We start from the raw sequence: 17,171 nt of genomic DNA, 5'->3' as shown, positions 1-17,171 counted from the left end.
CTCAGGCGGCCGGCCCGTAGACCTCGTCCTCGATGGTCTCGCGGGTCACCCGCTTGGCGGTCTCCCAGGGCGTCTGCCGGATGTTGGCGGCGACCTGGGACGGCGACGGCCCGCCACCGGAGACGATGTCGCTGAGCGCGTCCGCGATGCCCGAGCCGGTCGGGCGGACCCAGCGGACAAAGGGGTTGTCCATGCTCGCCTTCGCGTATTCCGACTCGCCGGTCACCGGCACCACCCCGCAGGCCAGCATCTCGTCGGGCACCAGCGACAGGTTGGTGAACGACATCGCGATGCCCGCCGCGCAACGGTTGTAGAGCTCGCTGAGCTGGGCCGGCCGCAGAGTCCCGTGATTGGTGTGCGGGAACGGCAGCTGCACCGAGGCGTCACCGAACAGGTGGATCTCCTGCTCCGGGTGCCGGCGGTGGAACTCGCGCAGGGCCAGGGCGCCCAGGATGAAGCCGCGCCGGGCGTAGTCCCGCTTGGCATAGAACACCACGCCGTTGCGCGGATCCGGGTTGGTCAGCCGGTAGACCGAGGTGTCGCAGCCGAACTCGGCGACGGCCGCCTCGATGCCGAACCTGTCGCGCAGCAGATCGGCGAGCATCGGCCCGACCACGATCGAACGGAAGCCGAACCGGTAGGAGTCCTCGGCCAGCACGTAATGCGAGCCGGACGGATAGAACAACGGCTCGAAGTCCTGGATGAAGTAGAGCCGCCGGGTGGCCGGCTCGGTGTGCGAAGCCAGCACGTGCGCGGTCTCCCAGCCCGACGCCACATAGGCGTCGAGCGGCCCCAGCCCGTCGGACACCGAGCGCACCTCGGCGCGCATCCCCGGCCAGTTCTCCCGGATCACCCGCTCGTGCCGGGCCAGCTCACCGCCGTACACGTCGTGGCTGTAGAGCACGCAGGTGTGGCCGGCGACCTCCATGCCCTCGATCATCCGGAACATGGTGGTGTGGCCGCCCGAGCCGGGCGCCGGGGGAGTGCAGATCCAGCCGACGGTCAACGGCGTGCCCCGGGCCGGTCGCCGCGCGGGCACCGGCAGATTCAGCCGGTGCGAGTCGGCGATCAGATCCAGGTCGAGCTTGGCGTCCAGTTCGGACGCTCCCAGCCGGGTGTACATCTGCCGGACGGCACGCTGGGCGAGGCCGCGCGCGCCCGCCGTGCGCAGCACCCGCATCGCGTCCCGGCGGCGGTCGAAGAGTGAACTCATATGCTCAGAATCCCCAGTCGGCGGGCGAGGCGGAGGGCCCGGTCGAAGACCCACAGGCCGGTGACGAAGGAAACCACGGTGAAGACCGCGAGGATGCCGATGGACAGCACGGGCGACATGTGGCCGACCGCGGCGTCGCCCATCAGCAGCTGGCGCTCGGCGTCGATGACATAGGTGTGCGGCACCAGATAGCTGGCCCAGCGGATCCAGCCGGGCAGCACGTCGATCGGGAACAGCGCGCCACCGAGCACCGACGCGGCCAGGCTGTAGAGCGCCACCACCGGCTCGCCCCGCTTGAAGAGCAGGATGAACGCCGCGGCGAACGAGCCCAGCGCGTTGCACGCCGCGATGCCGATGAAGAGCACCACCAGCGCCAGCGGAATCGCCGACGTCTCGATCGGCGCGCCCAGCAGGCAGCCGAGGGCGACCATCGCGCAGGCCAGCAGCGCGCCGGTGAAGCTGCGCCAGATGTTCATGGCGACCGGGATCAGCGCCCACGGCACCGGCTCGACCAGATAGGTCTCCAGCGTGCCGCGCTCCATCGCGAAGTTGAGCCGGCTGGTGAGCCCGGTGAGGGCGTCCTGCAGGCCGGCGATCACCGCGGTGCCGATCAGCATCGTCATGAACAGGTCGTTGCTGATCGATAGGAAGGTGCTCTGGAAGTAGTAGAGCAGCACCGGGAAGGCGACCGCGAGGTAACGCAGGACCGTCGAGGCCGGGAACATCCGCTCCTCGACGAGGTCGATCCGGATGTAGCCCTCGAACGTGTCCATGATCTTGCGGGCCCGGCTGCGGCGGTGCACCGCGCTGGGATAGGCCAGGCTCATCGGGTCTCTCCGCGTTCGTAGACCTGGGCGATCAGATCGCGCAGCGGCATCGGCACCTCGCGGACGTGCTGCACCGCGGAGGTCAGGTGCCCCAGGCGGGACAGCACCGCGCCGACCGGCTCGTTGACGTTCGGCCGGCAGCGCACGCTGTCGCCGTCCACGGTCACCTCGAGGCCCTGGGTGATCAGGTTGTCCGCCAGGTCCCGCGCGGTCAGCGGGCTGTCCAGGACGAACTCCACCTCGGGCCGGTCCCACTCGCGGCGCAGGCTCTCCAGATCGCCGGAGTACTTCACCCGGCCCTTGTCGAGCAGCAGTGCCTTGGACTGCAGCGCCTCGATCTCCTCCAGCCGGTGCGAGGAGATGAGCACCGCGAGCTGTTCCTGCTTGACCAGGTCCATGATGAGCGTGAGCAGGCCGTGTGCCGCGATCGGGTCCACCGCGCCGGTCGGCTCGTCCAGGATCAGGGCGCGCGGGCCTGGGAGCAGGGCGCGCGCCAGCCGCAACCGCGCGCGCATGCCCGCGGAGAGGCCGGCCACGACCGACTCGGTCTGGGCGGTCAGGTTCACCGTCTCCAGCACGTACGGGATCCGCTCGGCGAGCTCCCGCCGCGGCATGCCCTGGAGGCGGCCGTGCAGCTGCAGGTTCTCCTTGGAGGTGGCCCGCATCAGCAGGCTCCGGTCCTCGGACGGCATCCAGCCGACGATCTGGCGCACCTGCTCGGAGTCGTGGTCGGCGTCGAAGCCGAGCACACTCGCGTGCCCGCCGGTGGCCGTGGTGAGACCGACCAGGATGCGGAACATCGTGGTCTTGCCGGCGCCGTTCGGACCCACGATCGCGCAGATCTCGCCGGCCCGGACGGTCAGGTCGATGCCGTCCAGGGCGCGGACCGGCTCGGTCATGTGCGAGCGCGCGAAGACCCGCATCCAGCGCGGGGTCGGCTCGTAGAGTTTGGTCAGCCCGGAGAGGTGGATCACGGCGTCCGGGTCGTCGGGCGGCTCGTGGGTCACAGCGACCGCACCGCCGGGGAGACGCCGGAGCGGCGCCAGCGCCGCCAGCCCAGGTGCAGGACCACGCGGTCGCGGAAGGCGTTGACCGGGGCGGTCACGACCGGCCCCTTGCCCTCGCGGACCCGCGCGACGTGACGCTGGTAGCTGCGGCTCAGCTTGGTCTCCTTCGATTCGGGCCAGATCTCGGCCGCGAGCGCGGCGAGCTGGTCCAGTTGATCGGCCTGGGCGCGCAGCTCGTCGGCCGGCAGCCCGTGCTCGTACGGCTGGCGGGCGAGCACCAGCGCCTCGCGGGCCAGCGCCCGCAGCGCCCGCTCCCGCATGCCGGCCGCGTCGGGCAGCAGGTGGCCGTCCTCGGCGAACAGGATCTCCAGCGTGTCCCGCCGCTGCTTGATGTCCAGCACCGCGCCGGAGTATTGCTCGACGTGCATGTTGGCGCCGTGGATCCGGTAGAACGCCTGGTCCACGCCGTTCACCCGGCCGATCCCGGCCCGGGTGCCCGCCCGCATCCAGAGCAGGAAGTCGGCGGCGTGCGGCAGCCGGGCGTCATAGCCCACCAGCTCCCGCATCACCGAGGTGCGCATCAGCACCTCGGGGGTGTAGATCGGGTTGCTGACCCGGCTGCTGACCTTCTCCACCCACTCCGGGCCGTCCCAGATGGTCCAGGACCGCACGGTGTCGCGGGCCGGCGGCGGCTCGTCGGTGAACCGCCGCGAGAAGCCGTAGACCATCCCGACCTCGGGATGCGCCTGCAGCAGCGCGGCGGACCGGGTGAGCGCGCCGGGGGCGACCACGTCATCTGCGGACAGCAGCATGACGTACTCACCCTCGGCGGCCGCCAGACCCTCGTTGTAGGTGGCGATGTGGCGCTGGTTGGTGGCGTGCTCGATGACCCGGACCCGGGGGTCGCGCTCGGCGATCTCCCGGGCCACGGCCGCGCTGCCGTCCGGCGACGCGTCGTCGACGACGATCGCGTCGACGTCGAGCCCCTCCGAGTCCAGCACGCTGGCTAAACAGGGGGCCAGGAAGCGGCCGTAGTTGTAGCACGGGATCACGACCGTGACCCTGGGCCGGCTCGTCAGCGGACGCGGCGCCACCTTCCTGGCCACCCACTCACTCCTTCACTAGTGGTTTACCGGTGCCTCAGCTGCCCGGGAAGAAATACACGTCGACCCAGAAGTTGTGGTTCGAGGTGCCGTCCGGGATGGCCGAGGCTCCGTACCGATAGAGGCCTCCGCCGGGCTCCACCGTCAGCGCACCGTTCTGCGTGGTGCCGGCGAAGCCGTTGACGTCGACCGCGTAATGCCCGTTGTTGGCGTGGTACGACGCAACATAACTGGTATTCGCCGTGATCGTGACCGGCTGGTCGAACAGCAGCGTCTGCCATCCGGTCCCGGTCTCGTGCACGAACGTCCCGGTCGCCCGCTGTTGACCGTCGGCGGTCCACAATGTACCGGTGTGCGTTCCGGTGTTCTCGGCGCCCTTGTAGAACCGCAGGCCGCGAACCGTGCCGGCCACGCTCGACGTGAACTTCACGCCGACCTCGATCGACGAGTTGTCGCTGTACGAGGCCACCGCGGGCGTGTTGCCGCCGAGGATGGTCGCCGCGCCGGCCGGAGGCTCCGGCTGGGTGGGCGGCGCGGGCGGCGGGCCGTCCGGCACGTAGAGCGGGTCGACCCAGTAGTTGGTCGCGTTGTAGCTGCTGGTCGGGAAGAGGTCGCCACCGTAGGTGTAGACCCCGTTGGAACCGGCCGGAGCGGTCAGATATCGGTCATCCGTCGCGTACGCCTCGTTGAAGAACCCGGGGTTGTACGAGTAGTTGCCGTTGGATGCCCAGTACGCCGCCACATAAGTCGTCCCGGCCGTCACGTTCACCGGCGTCGAGAAGAACACCTTCTGCCAGCCGGAGCCGGTGCCGGCGCCGAACGTCGCCTTGGCCAGCTGGGTGCCGTTGGCGGCATAGAGCGTGCCGGTGTGCGTGCCCGTGTTGCCCGGACCCTGGTAGTACCGCACGCCGATCACCTTGCCGCTGACCGCCGGGCTGAACTTCACCCCGAGCGACACCGAGTCCGCATCGCCCGACGACGCGTTCTGCGGCAGCGAGCCGACCGGCATCAGCGTGATGACCTCGGCGTACGGCGTGGTGGTGAAGGACCAGGAGAACGGCGCGGCCATCGGCCGGTCCTGCAGGTCCCGGGCCGTCACCGTGGCGGTGTAGACCACCCCGGCGGTGAGATCGGCGGTCGGGTTGAAGCGCACCGTCCGGGTGGCGCTGTCATAGGTCGTGGCCCCGCCGAAGGAGGTGCCGCCCGCGTTCTTGAGCGTCATCGTGACGGTGGCGGCGTCCAGCGGCTTGCTGAACAGCGCGGAGAGGTTGGCGTCCAGGTCGACGCCCTTCTCGCCGTCCTCGGGCGTGGCGCCCAGCACGGCCGGCGGCGCGGTGTCGCCGTCCACGAACAGCACGTCGACGTAGTAGTTCGCGTCCGTCGACGAGGACTCGACCGGGAAGCCGTTGCCCACCCGGAAGACGCCGTTCCCACCGGAGGTGGTGCCACGCGGGGCGACCAGCGGGAACTTGGTGTGCGGCAGCGAGCTGAAGAACCGGTCGTCCGCCGCGTACCGGCCGTTGGGCGCGTAGTAGGACGCCACGTAGGTGGTGTTCTTGTCGACCGAGAGCGGGCTGGAGAACTTCAGGGTCTGCCAGCCGGTGGCCGTCTCGTCGGCGAAGGTGCCGGTGCGCAGCAGCTCGCCGGTCGAGGACCAGATCGCGCCGCGGTGGCTGCCGGTGTTGCCGGTGCCCTTGTAGAACCGGACGCCGGTGACGTTGCCGTCGGTCTGCGGCACGAACTTCACGCCGAGGGTGACCGCGGAGCCGTCGTCGGCGGCCGGCACCTGCGGCACCCGCGAGCCGAACAGCGAGCTGGGACCGTCGAGATCCAGGGTCCGGGTGGCCGGGCTCTGCTCGATGTTGCCGCTGTCGTCCACCGCCCGGGCCTTGAGCACCTGGGCCGCGGCGCCGTTGCTGAAGAACGTGTAGCTCCATGACGTGGTGCCGGTGGCCGGGTGCCAGGTGGTGCCGCCGTCGGTGGAGACCTCCACCCCGGCGACCACGCCGCCGCCTGCGTCGGTGGCGGTGCCGCTGACGGTCACCGAAGCGCCGTTGCCCACCTTCGCGTTCTCGGCCGGCGACGTGATGGCGGCGTCCGGCGCGGTGGTGTCGGTGGAGGCCGGCGTCGCGGTCAGCCCGGTCATCAGCGTGGTGGGCTGGGCGCCCATGTCCGCCAGCAGGTTCACCGTGGCCTGCTGCATCCGCTGGTCGGCCGGCGCCTGCACGCCGTCGTGCTCGGCGTCGAGACCCCAGGCCCACTGGATGGTGCCGGCGCCGAAGACCAGCGCGCCGCTCGGCGCCCGGTAGAGCGTCATGTGGTGGGTCGTGGTGCCCGGCGAGACCGTCGAGCCGAAGTCGCGGAGGTATTCGGGCGCCGGCCCGGTGGTGGTGGACAGCCGGAACAGGCCGGCCGGCCGGAAGCCGTTGTCGAGATCCTCGTCGGATTCGTAGCCGACGGTGTGCGGCGCGAGCGTGGCGACCCCGCCGGCCGCCTGCGTGGCCACGGTGGTGTTGCGCCAGAACCGGGTCTTGCCCTGCGCGGCGGGCACCTGCATGGCCAGGTCGGTGTTGTTCGACATGTACGCGGTGCCGGTCAGCCCGTTCTCCGGCCGGTTGCCGTTCGACGGCGGGCTGAACCGCGGGTCACGCCAGGTGCCGGTCCACTCCGCGGAGGGGTCGATCTTGGCCTGCGCCCAGGTCTCCTTGTAGCAGACGAGCGTCCGGTAGGCCGTGTTCGTGCCGTCGACGCTGCTCTCCCAGCGGGTCTTCCAGTAGACCTCGTTGCCGCTGAAGAAGGCGAGGTTGGTGCCGGCGTCGCGGGCCGCCTCGACCTGCGCGCGCTGATTGCCGGACCAGTACTCGTCGTGCCCGACGGAGAGGAACGTCTTGTGGTTCTTGATGAGCTGGCCGCGCCGGTCCGAGTCGACGTCGGTCGTGTAGCTGACGTCGTACCCGTTGCGCTCGAGGAACCGGATCATCGCGATCTCGTTGCTGAACAGGTAGTCCCGGCCGTCGCCGACGTTGCGCGTCTCGAACGGGCGGTTGTAGCTGACCTTCAGCGCCCGGCCCTGCGCGCCACCCCAGTAGAAGTTCGACCCGCCGTACGTGTTGTACGCCTGCCAGGTCGCGTCCGAGGTCTTGAAGAACAGTTTCGACGTGCTGGCGTCGTTGCGGACGACAAATGGGATCTGGCTCGCGCCGCCCGTGTCGTTACGCACGAGTTTGGCCACGAAAACGCCCGAAACAGTGCCCGCCGGAACTGCCCAGCTCGCCGAAACGGACCAATTGCCGCAGTCGTAGATCTCGGTTGTCGGGTTTGTCACGCAGGCGGGCTGAGCGGCCCCGAGCGGCGGATTCAGCGTGGTCAACTTCCGCGCGCCACTGCCGCCGTAGTAACCCATTCGATAAATGTCGATGCGATATGCGGCGGCGGACTTGACCTTGAAGCTCACGGTCTGGCCGACGTTGACGCTCATGTCCGTGGTGAAGCCCTGGATGGTGTCGTCGCCGGCGCCCCAGATGTCGTCCCAGTCCGAGGCCGGCGATCCTGCTTTGCTGTTCTCGCAGGCGATCAGGTTCACCGGGGCGGCGCACGGGTCGGTGGCGGCGGACGCTGAGCTCGTCCAGATGCCGCCCGCCAGGATGAGGGTCACCGAGGTGACCACCGCGACCACCGGACGCCACCTCGGGTGACCGGTTCGACGCACGAAACTGATTACCGATCCCGCACTCACGGAAATCGTCCGTAAGGCTCCGGGCACTTTGCTCACCGCGATTACTCCCCACGCGCCATGAAGATTGGGACGCAACCGATACGCCACCGTGAATATAGGCGTGACGCTAGTGCCGTATGACACATCCGCGCATCACGCGTCCAACCGGAAAGGATCGCTTAACAGGTCTGGGTGGTCATCCGTTCGGCCACCGTGGCGAAAAGCCGACTGGTCCGGTCGATGACAATAGAGCCCGAATTCATCCCGGCGTCTGTTAACGCCGGGTTGATCATGCGAGGGCGGACTGTCGTGATCGGAACGCGGTCAGCGCAGCTTCTCGTCGACCATCGCGGCGAGACTGCCCAGGGTCTCGAAGACCTCGGCGGTCACCTCGTCGTCGTCGATGGCCACCCCGAACCGCTGTTCGAGCGCGGCGACCAGCTCCAGCACCGCCATCGAGTCGAGCTCGGGCAGGCTGCCGAGCAGCTCGGTGCCGGCGTGGACGGACGCGGCGCGGTCCTCGATGCCCAGCACCTCGACCAGCACGGCCTTGACGCCCTCGGTCGTCGTCTCGGTCAGTTCCATGGCAGTGGCCTCCGAAGGGTTCACAGGAGCACCTCGGCGGGCGCCGGGTGGCTGAGGAAAGCGGTCGGGCTGGCGGTCAGGCCGTACGCGCCGGCCTGATAGAGCACGATGAGGTCGCCGACGTCCGCGGCGGGCAGGGTCACGTTGTCGCCGAGCAGGTCGAGCGGGGTGCAGAGTGAGCCGACGACGGTGACCGGCTCGCCGGGCTCCGCGCCGATCCGGTTCGCCACCGCGATCGGGTAGTTGCGGCGGATCACCTGACCGAAGTTCCCGGACGCGGCGAGCTGGTGGTGCATCCCGCCGTCCACGACCAGATAGGTCTTCCCGCGCGACTCCTTGCGATCGACGACCCGGGTGACGTAAACCCCGCACTCGCCGACCAGGAACCGGCCCAGCTCGACCACGACGCGCGCCTCGGGCAGCCGCGGCCGCACCTCGTCGCGCATCAGCCCGGTCAGGTTGGCGCCGATCGCGGCCAGGTCGAGCGGCTCGTCCCGGTCGGTGTACGGAATCCCGAAGCCGCCGCCGAGGTTCAGGTACCGCACCGGTTCGGGCGCGTCACCGGCCAGCCGCAGCAAAAGTTCCACGGTCCGGCGCTGCGCCTCGGCGAGGATGTCGGCGCGCAGGTTCTGCGAGCCGGCGAACACGTGGAAGCCGAGCACCTCGAGATCCGTCGTGGAGAGCTCCTTGAGCAGCGCGGGCACCCGTTCGGCGTCGACCCCGAACTGCTGCGGGCCGCCGCCCATCCGCATGCCCGACCCCTTGACCGAGAAGTCCGGGTTCACCCGCACGGCGACCCGCGGCCGGATGCCGAGAACCGAGCCCACCGCAGCGATCCGGGCCGCCTCGTTCTCCGACTCCAGCTCGATCGTGACGCCGGCCGCCACCGCCTGGCGCAACTCGGCGTCGGTCTTGCCGGGCCCGGCGAAGCTCACCCGGGTGGCCGGCATCGGGGTGTCCAGGGCGGTCCGCATCTCCAGCGCCGACGCCACGTCGAACGCGTCCACCAGCCCGCTCAGATGCTGGACCACGGCCGGCATCGGGTTGGCCTTGATGGCATAGCTCAGCTGCACGTCGGCGGGCAGGGTGGCGCGCAGCAGCTCCACCCGGCCGGTCAGCAGGCCACGGTCGTAGGCGAAGAACGGGGTGCTGCCGATCCGCTCGGCGAGCCGGTCGACCGGGACGCCGCCCACGGCCAGCTTCCCGTCGATCTGCCCGAAGGCGACAGCGGTGGGTTGCTGGGTCACGCGTCCAACTCCTGACGTAGCAGATTGCGGTCGAACTTGCCGTTCGGCGACCGCGGCAGCTCCGGACGCACCACGACGTCCTTCGGCAACATGTAGAGCGGCAGCTCCTTCTTCAGGAGCGCCTTGACCGCTGTCGGATCGAGGTCACCGTCGCCGGCCGGGCTGACGATCAGCACGATCCGCTGGCCCAGCTGGGGATCCGGCACGCCGAGCGCCACCGCGTCGCGGACCAGGCCGGTGCCGTAGACGACCTCTTCGACCTCGGTCGGGCTGACCCGGTAACCGGAGGTTTTGATCATCTCGTCCGCGCGGCCCACGAAGTAGAGGAAGCCCTCCTCGTCGCGGACCACCGAGTCGCCGGACCACACCGCCGGTTCGGGCAGCAGTGCCCCTTCGGCCCCCGGCACCGGCCGGAACCGTTGCGCGGTGCGCTCGGGATCGTTCCAGTAGCCCATCGCGACCAGCGCGCCGCGGTGCACGAGCTCGCCCTCCTCGCCGGCCTCGCAGAGGCTGCCGTCCGGCCGCACCACCAGGATCTCCGCGTTCGGGATGGCTTTGCCGATCGAGTCCGGCCGCCGGTCGACCTCCGCGGGATCGAGGTAGGTGGACCGGAACGCCTCGGTGAGGCCGTACATCAGATACGGTTTCGCGGCCGGGAAGATCGATCGGAGACGATCCAAAGTGGTCTTCGGCATCCGCCCGCCGGTGTTGGCGAAGTACCGCAGGCGCCGGGTCGACTCCTCCGGCCAGGTCTGCTCGATCAGCTGGATCCACAGCGGCGGCACGCAGGTCAGGCCGGTCACGCCGTGCTTTCCGCAGAGCCGCACCACATCCCGGGGCAGCAGATAGTTGACCAGGACCACGTGTGCCCCGGCGGCGAAGGACGTGGACAGCTGGCTGAACCCGGCGTCGAAGCTGAGCGGCAGGGCGGCCAGGACCACGTCGTCGGCGGTCATGCCGAGGTAGCTGCTGACGCTCTCGGCGCCGGCCATCAGATTGCGATGCGACAGCACGACGCCCTTCGGCTTGCCGGTGCTGCCCGAGGTGTAGAGGATCGCGGCCATGTCCACGTCGATCCCCGCGGCGGCACTCAGATCGCCGCCGATCGGCAGGTCGTCCCACGAGGTCACCGTCCACCGGCTGTCGGCCGCGGCGCCCGGACCGACCACGATGATCCGCTCCAGCGACTTGACCTGCTCCAGCTCGTCACCCAGGACCGCCAGCCGCTCGGCCGTGGTGACCAGCACCCGCACGTCGCAGTCGGCCAGGATGTAGGCGACCTGCTTCGCCCGCAGAACCGGATTCACGGGTACGAACACCCCACCGGCCGCCGAGGTCGCGAAGATGGCGGTGACCGTCTCGACGCGCTTGTCGAGATAGACCGCCACCCGTTCGCCCCGGGCCAGGCCGAGCGCGCGCAGACCGGCGCCGGCCGCCCGCACGTCACGCCACAGCTCGGAGTAGGTGCGGGTGTCGTCGCGGTAGGTCAGGGCCGGGGCGTCGGCGGACCGGTCCGCGGCGCCGGCCAGCAGGTCGTGCAGTCGGATGCGCATGTCGGGGCCTCTCACCAGCTCAGGCATGTCAGTTCGCTGTACAGGTAGTCGACGTCCCGGGCACGCAGGCCGGCGCCGCGGTACATCTTGCGGCGCGGGTTCGGCAGCATCCGGGACGGTGTCGGCCGCCGGCCGACCACGCGCAGCTCGGCCAGCATCGCCAGCACGCCGTGCCGGGTCAGCAGGTGGCTCTGGAACCGGCGGCGCATGGCGTGGAAGAGCTCGGGGTCGCTCACGTAGAGGACCGAGGCGAAGAGCGGGAGGTTCTTGCGGCGGTCGGTGCGGAAGACCACGTAGCAGTAGCGGTCGCCGCGGGTCAGCACCACGTGCCGCGCGGCCGCCGCCTCGGCGTGGTCGCGGTAGATCTGCAGATCGTCGCCGCGGAGCGTGTTCTCCAGGACGGCCGGGTCGGCGCTCAGCCGCCCGCCACCGGGCAGCGCCGGCCACGGCAGGTTGGGCGCGACCGCGGTGGCCGTGTCCAGGGACTCGAACCCCAGCCGGGTGTTCACCGGCACCACGTTGCCGCTGGGGGAGAGGTCGGTGAACTCGTAGCCCTCTTGGGCGGTCAGCGCCTTGAGCAGCTTGAGGCTGTGGAAGCGGTGCTGCGGCAGCACGCACCAGGCGCCGAGGTCGCAGAACCGGCGCACCCGGCCGTCGATGGTCCGCTCCGAGTAGTACGCCAGATAGGCCCCGACGACGGCGCCCTCGTCGTCGCGCAGGAGGAAGCCGTGGTTGGGTGCGGACACCTTCCACGGCACCTGCAGCGCCCGCTCCCAGGCGTCCGGCGTGACCCGGTCGTTGAGATGCTCGTGCAGGAACCGTGCCACCGCCGGGATCTCGGCTGTCGTGACGGGCTCGACCCGGATGGCCACCGTGTGTGCTCCTGACCTTTTTCCTGTACGCGAGGAACATTCTTGTCGGTTCCGGGCGGCGTCCGCGCCCTCGGTCCGGACCGTGCCTGACTCAGTCCGTGCGTCCCCGGCTCATTCGAACAGCCGGTTGACTGTGGACGTCCGGATCACCCGCGCCGGGTGCGTGAAGCGCCAGACCGCGCCGCACAGACCGGACATCAGGGCGAGAGTGAAGGCGAAAGTGGTGAAACTGAACGAGTCGAACGTGGCGCCGACCAGGACCGCGACGACCTGGGAGGAGATGAGCGCGGCGCACAGGTGCCGGTCCTCGTCGGTGACCGAGCGCCGCAGCGCGATGGTCGCCAGGCTGATGCAGGTGATGTGGAAGACCGCGAGCGCGGCGATCCCGATGAGGCCGCCGGTCACCAGGGTCATCAGCCACTGGTTGTCGAGGATGATGTAGAGGTCGGGAATCAGGGTGCCGGGCCCGCGGCCCAGCCACGGGCGCTGCGCGAACCAATGCTCGACCATCGCGTAGTCGTCGGTGCGCCCGGTGATGCTGGGATCCTTCTCCCCGGCCATGAACATCGACTGCAGCGTGCCGAGCAGCCCGGGCCGCAGGATGGTCAGCGCGGCGGTCACCGCCAGCGTGATGATGAGCATGTTGTAGCGCATCCGCCAGTTCCACGCCGCCACGAACATCACCGCCATTGCCGCGGCGAGCGCCACCACGCCGGTCCGCGAGATGGCCACCGGCACCGCGGCGGCGATCAGCAGGGTGAGGACGGTGAAGACGCGGCGGCTGCGCTTGCGCGGGGCGAACCGGGCGAAGTGCAGTCCGAACGGCACGGCCATCGCCAGCACGGTGCTGAACTCGATGTAGTGGATCGCGGTGCCGGCCACCCGGAACAGACCGTCCCCACGCTTCTGGAAGTCGGCCAGGTCGCCGGCGATCTCGAAGCCCGGCAGGATCAGGCGCTGCGCGATGTCGTACTCGAAGACCGACTGGATCAGGCCGACGACCGCCATGAAGGCGGCGGCGTAGACGAAGATCCGCAGGATCTTCCGGAGCCGGGCCCAGTTCGCCACCCCGTCGGCGGACATCAGCACCAGGCCGATGAACTCGAAGGTGACCAGCAGCGTGAAGTTCTGCCGGTTGGCCTCCAGGGTCGGCAGACCGCGCAGCAGTCCGGCGATGTAGGAGAGCAGGATCGACAGCAGGAAGAACAGGCTGGCCCAGCGCAAGGGCTGCGGGCCGACCAGGAACAGCGTGGGGCTGAGCCGGGCGAGCAGCCACCACGCGAAGAGCCCCAGCGCCAGCACCAGCGCCGGGCGCCCGGCGAAGGTGAGGCCGGGCACGATCAGCGGGGCGGGCAGCATGTAGAGCAGGCAGACCAGCAGCATGATGACGGTCGCCACGTCCAGCCGCACCTGCAGGCGACGGGACGTGTAGGTGTTCGGTGCGATCAGGGACGGCTCGAGATCGACCGGATGCACCGTCGACGTCGTCATGGCCTCTTGTCTTGCGCGGCCCGCCGAGCCGGGTGCGAGGTCGGCAGGACGATGGTGGCGTCCACGCTCGGCTGCGAATCAGCCTGCACGGCGGGCTCCGAGGACCCGTTGGCCGGACGCCCGCCGTAGACGTTTCCGTTGGCGGGCACCTTGCGGGGCTCGGTGCGGGCCGGGCGGATGACGCGGGTCTTCTCGGCCGACTCGAGCGAGCCGGACCGCACCGGTTCGGGCGCCTCGGCCTTGGCCGCCCCGGCCCTTGGTGACGCTGTGGCGGCCGGCGGTGCCGGCATCTCGGACTTGCCGGTCGGCTCGATCGGCTCGTCGGCCGGATCGTCCTCGCCTGCCCTGCGCCGCGAGCGGCGGCGCAGCCAGTAGTCCAGCGCGATGGTGAAGGCGGTGGTCAGCAACACGCCTACGCCGGCCGCGACGATCAGGACCCGCTTGACCTTCCCGCTGTCCTGCTCCGGCGAGCTGCCGTCGTTGATGACCAATGTGGAGATGGTGTCCTCGGGCAGCGCGCCGTATTGCTTCTGCTTGGCCTCGATGTCCGTCTTCAGCAGGTTGATGATCTGCCGCACGGTTCCCGTGGCCTGGTCCTTGGAGCTGCCGACCGCCTCGATCTCGAACAGCGGCGTGCGCTCGTTGAGGACCACCGTGACGCTGTCGGTGAAGCCGTCGGCCTTGAGCTTCTCCAGCGCCGTCGAGTCGGTGACGGTGAGGGCGGCCGCGTTGCCGAGGGCCGCGTAACCCAGGTCGAGCCAGGGGTTGGCGGGCCGCGGCTTGGCGTCCGGATTCTGCGGCTTTCCCGCGCTGGGCGCGGGAATCAGCTGCATGTAACCCATCGCCTTGTAGTCCGGCGAGACCGTCTGGGCGGCCATGACCACAGCCGTGATCGACAGCAGCAACATCGGCACGGCGAAGTACCACCGGCGAAGCAGCAGCCTGGTGAGATCCCAGAGATCCAACGAAGTCCCTTTCCTCCACGGGGCCGCGGTGGCAGACCCGTCGCTGCTCGATGCGAGGCGGCAGCGGTGGAGCCAAGTTTCAACAGCTTTCGACCACTTGGCAATCAGCCAGCCGGACTGTACCGGCTGCCACCAGGGCACCTGTCACCAAGCTGACAAGCCATCGCACGACATGCCACTTCCGCCCACGAAACCACGATATCGGCCATATCCGGCCAAGCTCTTCAGTCCAATCCGGACGATCGCGGCGGATCAGCGCCAAGTCCGGCTTAATCTGGGCTTAAGGTTGCTATTCCTGGCAAGACGAGCGCTTTAAAGAAACGGATGACTCGGTCCCGCCCGGATGGCCAATTGTTCCTGGCACCTCTGTCCCGGCACTGTTTCGTAGCCAGTTCGCTGCGAGTCAAGGGGGACGGACGAGACGATGGCCGGAAATCCGCACGTCACCATTCTCATCGCCAATCTGCCGGCCGAGCGGGACCGCCGGGTGATTCGTGAGTGCCTCACGCTGGAGGAGAAGGGGTTCGACGTCACGGTCATCGCACCACGTGGCGACCGGAGCCTGAACGTCTTGCCGGGCAGTCGAAACACCCGATTGCGTCCGTACCCCGTGCCGGTGTACGGCGGCGGCGTGCTGTCCTATGCGTTCGAATTCGGCTGGTCTTTCCTCTGCATCGCGGTCCGGCTTATCGGTGAGGTTTTCGCCGGACGTGCCCATGCCGTCCAAGTTTGTAATCCACCGGACGTCTACTGGCCCCTCGCGCTGCTGCTCCGCGCCATCGGCCGGCCCTGGGTATTCGACCACCACGACCTTTGCCCAGAGGTTTATGCGGCCCGTGTCGGAACGCCCAAGAAGTGGGTTTCCCGCACATTGTCGGCCCTCGAGTGGCTCACTCTGCGCACCGCGACCGAAGTTGTTGCGACGAACGAATCATTCAAGGACAACGCGGTCCGCCGTGGGATAAATCCGGACAAGGTGACCGTGGTCCGGAATGGTCCGCGAATGGCCGAGATCGCGACCGCCGGCGACCCGGACGACGTCGAGCCGGCCGGAGACGTGCAGACGATCGTCTATCTCGGCGTGTTCGGGCCACAGGACAACGTGGAGGGTTGTGTGCTGGCCGCCGAGGAGCTGGCCCGCCGGCGTGGCCGCCAGGGCTGGCGGATGGTCCTCGCCGGGGACGGCGAGAGCATGGATTCGGTGCGCAGGCTGGCCGCCGACCGCAAGGTCGAGGACGTCGTGACGTTCGCCGGCTGGCTGGACGGCGCCGCGGTGGACGACCTGCTCCGCGAGGCCGTCATCGCGATCCAGCCCGATCTGCCCACCCGGATGAACCACCTCTCGACGATGGCGAAGACCGTGGAATACGTGGGCCGGGGCGTGCCGGTGGTCGCCGCCGACCTGACCGAGACCCGCCGCACCCTGGGCGACGCCGGCGTCTACGTGCCGACCGGCGCCCCGGCCGAGTTCGCCGCGGCCATCGACGCCCTGCTCGACGACCCGGACCAGCGCCTGCAGATGCGCAAGCTGGGCCGCGACCGGTTCCGCAGCAAGCTCTCCTGGGAGCACCAGGCCGACGCCTACGCCGCGGTGTTCCAGCGGCTGCTGGCCCGGCGGCTGCGCAAGCCGGCGCCGCCCGCCCCGCGCATCCCCGCGCAGCGGCGCCCGGTCAACGATCAGAAGGTTCCCGAGCCGCACAAGGCGGCCGGCGACCGGAAGTTCACCGCGAAGCAGCAGGGATGACGAGCGTAGTCATCGCGGCGCACGACGAGGCGGCGGTCATCGGCCGCTGTCTCGACGCGCTGCTCGCCGACGCGGCGCCGGGCGAGTTCGACGTGACCGTCGTGGCGAACGGATGCTCCGACGACACCGCCGCGGTGGCGGGCTCGCGGGCTGGTGTACGCGTGGTGGAACTCGCCGCCGCCGGCAAGGTCGGCGCGCTCAACGCCGGCGACGACGTCGCCGAGGGTTTCCCCCGGATCTACCTGGACGCCGACATCGTGCTGACCACCGCCGCGGCCCGGTCGGTGGCCGGGGTCCTGGCGCACAACGGGCTGGCCGCGACCGTCGGCCGCCGACTCGAGCTCACGGGCCGGCCGCTACCGGTCCGTGCCTACTTCGCGGTGCACGGGCGACTGCCGGTGTTCCGCGACGGATTGTTCGGCCGGGGCGTGATCGCGCTGTCCGCGGCGGGCCGCGCCCGGTTCGACCGCTTCCCGGACCTGGTCGCCGACGACCTCTTCCTCGACTCGCTGTTCACCGGCGCCGAGAAGCGGCACGTCACGTCCTTCGCCGCGACGGTCGGCACGCCCCGGCGCACCCGCGATCTGGTGCGCCGGCTGGTGCGGGTGCGCGGCGGCAACGCCGCGCTGCGCTCGGCGGCGGCGAGCGGCGAGGTGGCGGCGCCGGTACGGTCGGCCGCCCGGATGTCGTGGCTGCGGGACGTGGTGCTGCCACGCCCCTGGCTGGCGCCCGCGGCCGTGTGCTACGTGGCGATCACCGTGCTGGCCGCGCTCGCCGCCCGCCGGGCCGGGGACGGCGGCGCGGCGTGGGGACGGGACGAGTCATCCAGGCAGGCAGTGGGACGGTAGG

13 protein-coding genes are annotated in these 17,171 nt (G+C 69.9%); 2 read left to right on the top strand and 11 right to left on the bottom strand.

The genetic code is table 11. From position 1 onward, the window contains the following. Position 1: 1 nt before the first annotated feature. The 11 genes from ACZ6TI_RS19340 to ACZ6TI_RS19290 form a co-directional block, all read right to left on the bottom strand. Positions 2-1,213, bottom strand: a complete 1,212-nt coding sequence (locus ACZ6TI_RS19340) for a rhamnosyltransferase WsaF family glycosyltransferase (RefSeq protein ID WP_465346456.1) — start codon at positions 1,211-1,213, stop codon at positions 2-4. Then, positions 1,210-2,040, bottom strand: coding sequence for an ABC transporter permease (locus ACZ6TI_RS19335; protein WP_465346455.1), 831 nt, complete (start codon positions 2,038-2,040; stop codon positions 1,210-1,212). Before ACZ6TI_RS19335 ends, ACZ6TI_RS19340 begins: the two co-directional genes overlap by 4 nt. Beyond that, positions 2,037-3,047: an ABC transporter ATP-binding protein gene (locus tag ACZ6TI_RS19330; RefSeq protein WP_465346454.1), complete on the bottom strand. Its 1,011-nt coding sequence runs from the start codon at positions 3,045-3,047 to the stop codon at positions 2,037-2,039. Before ACZ6TI_RS19330 ends, ACZ6TI_RS19335 begins: the two co-directional genes overlap by 4 nt. Further along, complete coding sequence (locus ACZ6TI_RS19325) at positions 3,044-4,153, bottom strand: glycosyltransferase family 2 protein (protein ID WP_465346453.1); 1,110 nt, start codon at positions 4,151-4,153, stop codon at positions 3,044-3,046. Before ACZ6TI_RS19325 ends, ACZ6TI_RS19330 begins: the two co-directional genes overlap by 4 nt. A 34-nt stretch (positions 4,154-4,187) precedes the next feature. Further along, positions 4,188-7,826 (bottom strand): DUF4082 domain-containing protein, encoded by a 3,639-nt coding sequence (locus tag ACZ6TI_RS19320; protein WP_465346452.1) that lies wholly within the window; start codon positions 7,824-7,826, stop codon positions 4,188-4,190. 363 nt (positions 7,827-8,189) lie between these two features. Next, on the bottom strand, positions 8,190-8,474 hold the full coding sequence (locus tag ACZ6TI_RS19315; RefSeq protein ID WP_465346451.1) for an acyl carrier protein: 285 nt from the start codon (positions 8,472-8,474) through the stop codon (positions 8,190-8,192). Then, positions 8,471-9,697, bottom strand: coding sequence for a pyridoxal-dependent decarboxylase, exosortase A system-associated (locus ACZ6TI_RS19310; RefSeq protein ID WP_465346450.1), 1,227 nt, complete (start codon positions 9,695-9,697; stop codon positions 8,471-8,473). The genes ACZ6TI_RS19315 and ACZ6TI_RS19310 overlap by 4 nt, the downstream gene beginning before the upstream one ends. Beyond that, positions 9,694-11,250: an acyl-CoA ligase (AMP-forming), exosortase A system-associated gene (locus ACZ6TI_RS19305; RefSeq protein ID WP_465346449.1), complete on the bottom strand. Its 1,557-nt coding sequence runs from the start codon at positions 11,248-11,250 to the stop codon at positions 9,694-9,696. The genes ACZ6TI_RS19310 and ACZ6TI_RS19305 overlap by 4 nt, the downstream gene beginning before the upstream one ends. Before the next feature lie 11 nt (positions 11,251-11,261). Next, entirely contained in the window at positions 11,262-12,122 is an 861-nt protein-coding gene (locus ACZ6TI_RS19300) for a hypothetical protein (RefSeq protein ID WP_465346448.1), read from the bottom strand. 111 nt (positions 12,123-12,233) lie between these two features. Then, entirely contained in the window at positions 12,234-13,613 is a 1,380-nt protein-coding gene (locus ACZ6TI_RS19295) for an O-antigen ligase family protein (RefSeq protein ID WP_465346447.1), read from the bottom strand. After that, positions 13,610-14,578 carry a hypothetical protein gene (locus tag ACZ6TI_RS19290; RefSeq protein ID WP_465346446.1) on the bottom strand — a complete coding sequence of 323 codons (969 nt, stop codon included), beginning with the start codon at positions 14,576-14,578 and terminating at the stop codon, positions 13,610-13,612. The genes ACZ6TI_RS19295 and ACZ6TI_RS19290 overlap by 4 nt, the downstream gene beginning before the upstream one ends. A gap of 424 nt (positions 14,579-15,002) precedes the next feature. Between ACZ6TI_RS19290 and ACZ6TI_RS19285 the strand changes: the two genes are divergently transcribed. Both ACZ6TI_RS19285 and ACZ6TI_RS19280 read left to right on the top strand, forming a co-directional pair. Next, the gene (locus tag ACZ6TI_RS19285; RefSeq protein WP_465346445.1) at positions 15,003-16,322 is read left to right on the top strand and encodes a glycosyltransferase family 4 protein; all 1,320 of its coding nucleotides are present in this window, start codon (positions 15,003-15,005) and stop codon (positions 16,320-16,322) included. Beyond that, the gene (locus ACZ6TI_RS19280; RefSeq protein WP_465346444.1) at positions 16,319-17,170 is read left to right on the top strand and encodes a glycosyltransferase family 2 protein; all 852 of its coding nucleotides are present in this window, start codon (positions 16,319-16,321) and stop codon (positions 17,168-17,170) included. The genes ACZ6TI_RS19285 and ACZ6TI_RS19280 overlap by 4 nt, the downstream gene beginning before the upstream one ends. The last annotated feature ends 1 nt before the right edge of the window (position 17,171 follow it).

This window comes from Actinoplanes sp. NPDC051388, from assembly GCF_055586225.1.
Note: the sequence above shows the minus strand (reverse complement) of the source record. Positions and strands in the feature narration are given on the sequence as shown.

What these genes read in the sequence shown, in the direction of transcription:
- ACZ6TI_RS19280 (WP_465346444.1), top strand. Translation starts at nt 16,319, where the DNA reads ATGACGAGCGTAGTCATCGCGGCGCACGACGAGGCGGCGGTCATCGGC.
- ACZ6TI_RS19285 (WP_465346445.1), top strand. Translation starts at nt 15,003, where the DNA reads ATGGCCGGAAATCCGCACGTCACCATTCTCATCGCCAATCTGCCGGCC.
- ACZ6TI_RS19295 (WP_465346447.1), bottom strand. Translation starts at nt 13,613, where the DNA reads ATGACGACGTCGACGGTGCATCCGGTCGATCTCGAGCCGTCCCTGATC.
- ACZ6TI_RS19340 (WP_465346456.1), bottom strand. Translation starts at nt 1,213, where the DNA reads ATGAGTTCACTCTTCGACCGCCGCCGGGACGCGATGCGGGTGCTGCGC.
- ACZ6TI_RS19305 (WP_465346449.1), bottom strand. Translation starts at nt 11,250, where the DNA reads ATGCGCATCCGACTGCACGACCTGCTGGCCGGCGCCGCGGACCGGTCC.
- ACZ6TI_RS19335 (WP_465346455.1), bottom strand. Translation starts at nt 2,040, where the DNA reads ATGAGCCTGGCCTATCCCAGCGCGGTGCACCGCCGCAGCCGGGCCCGC.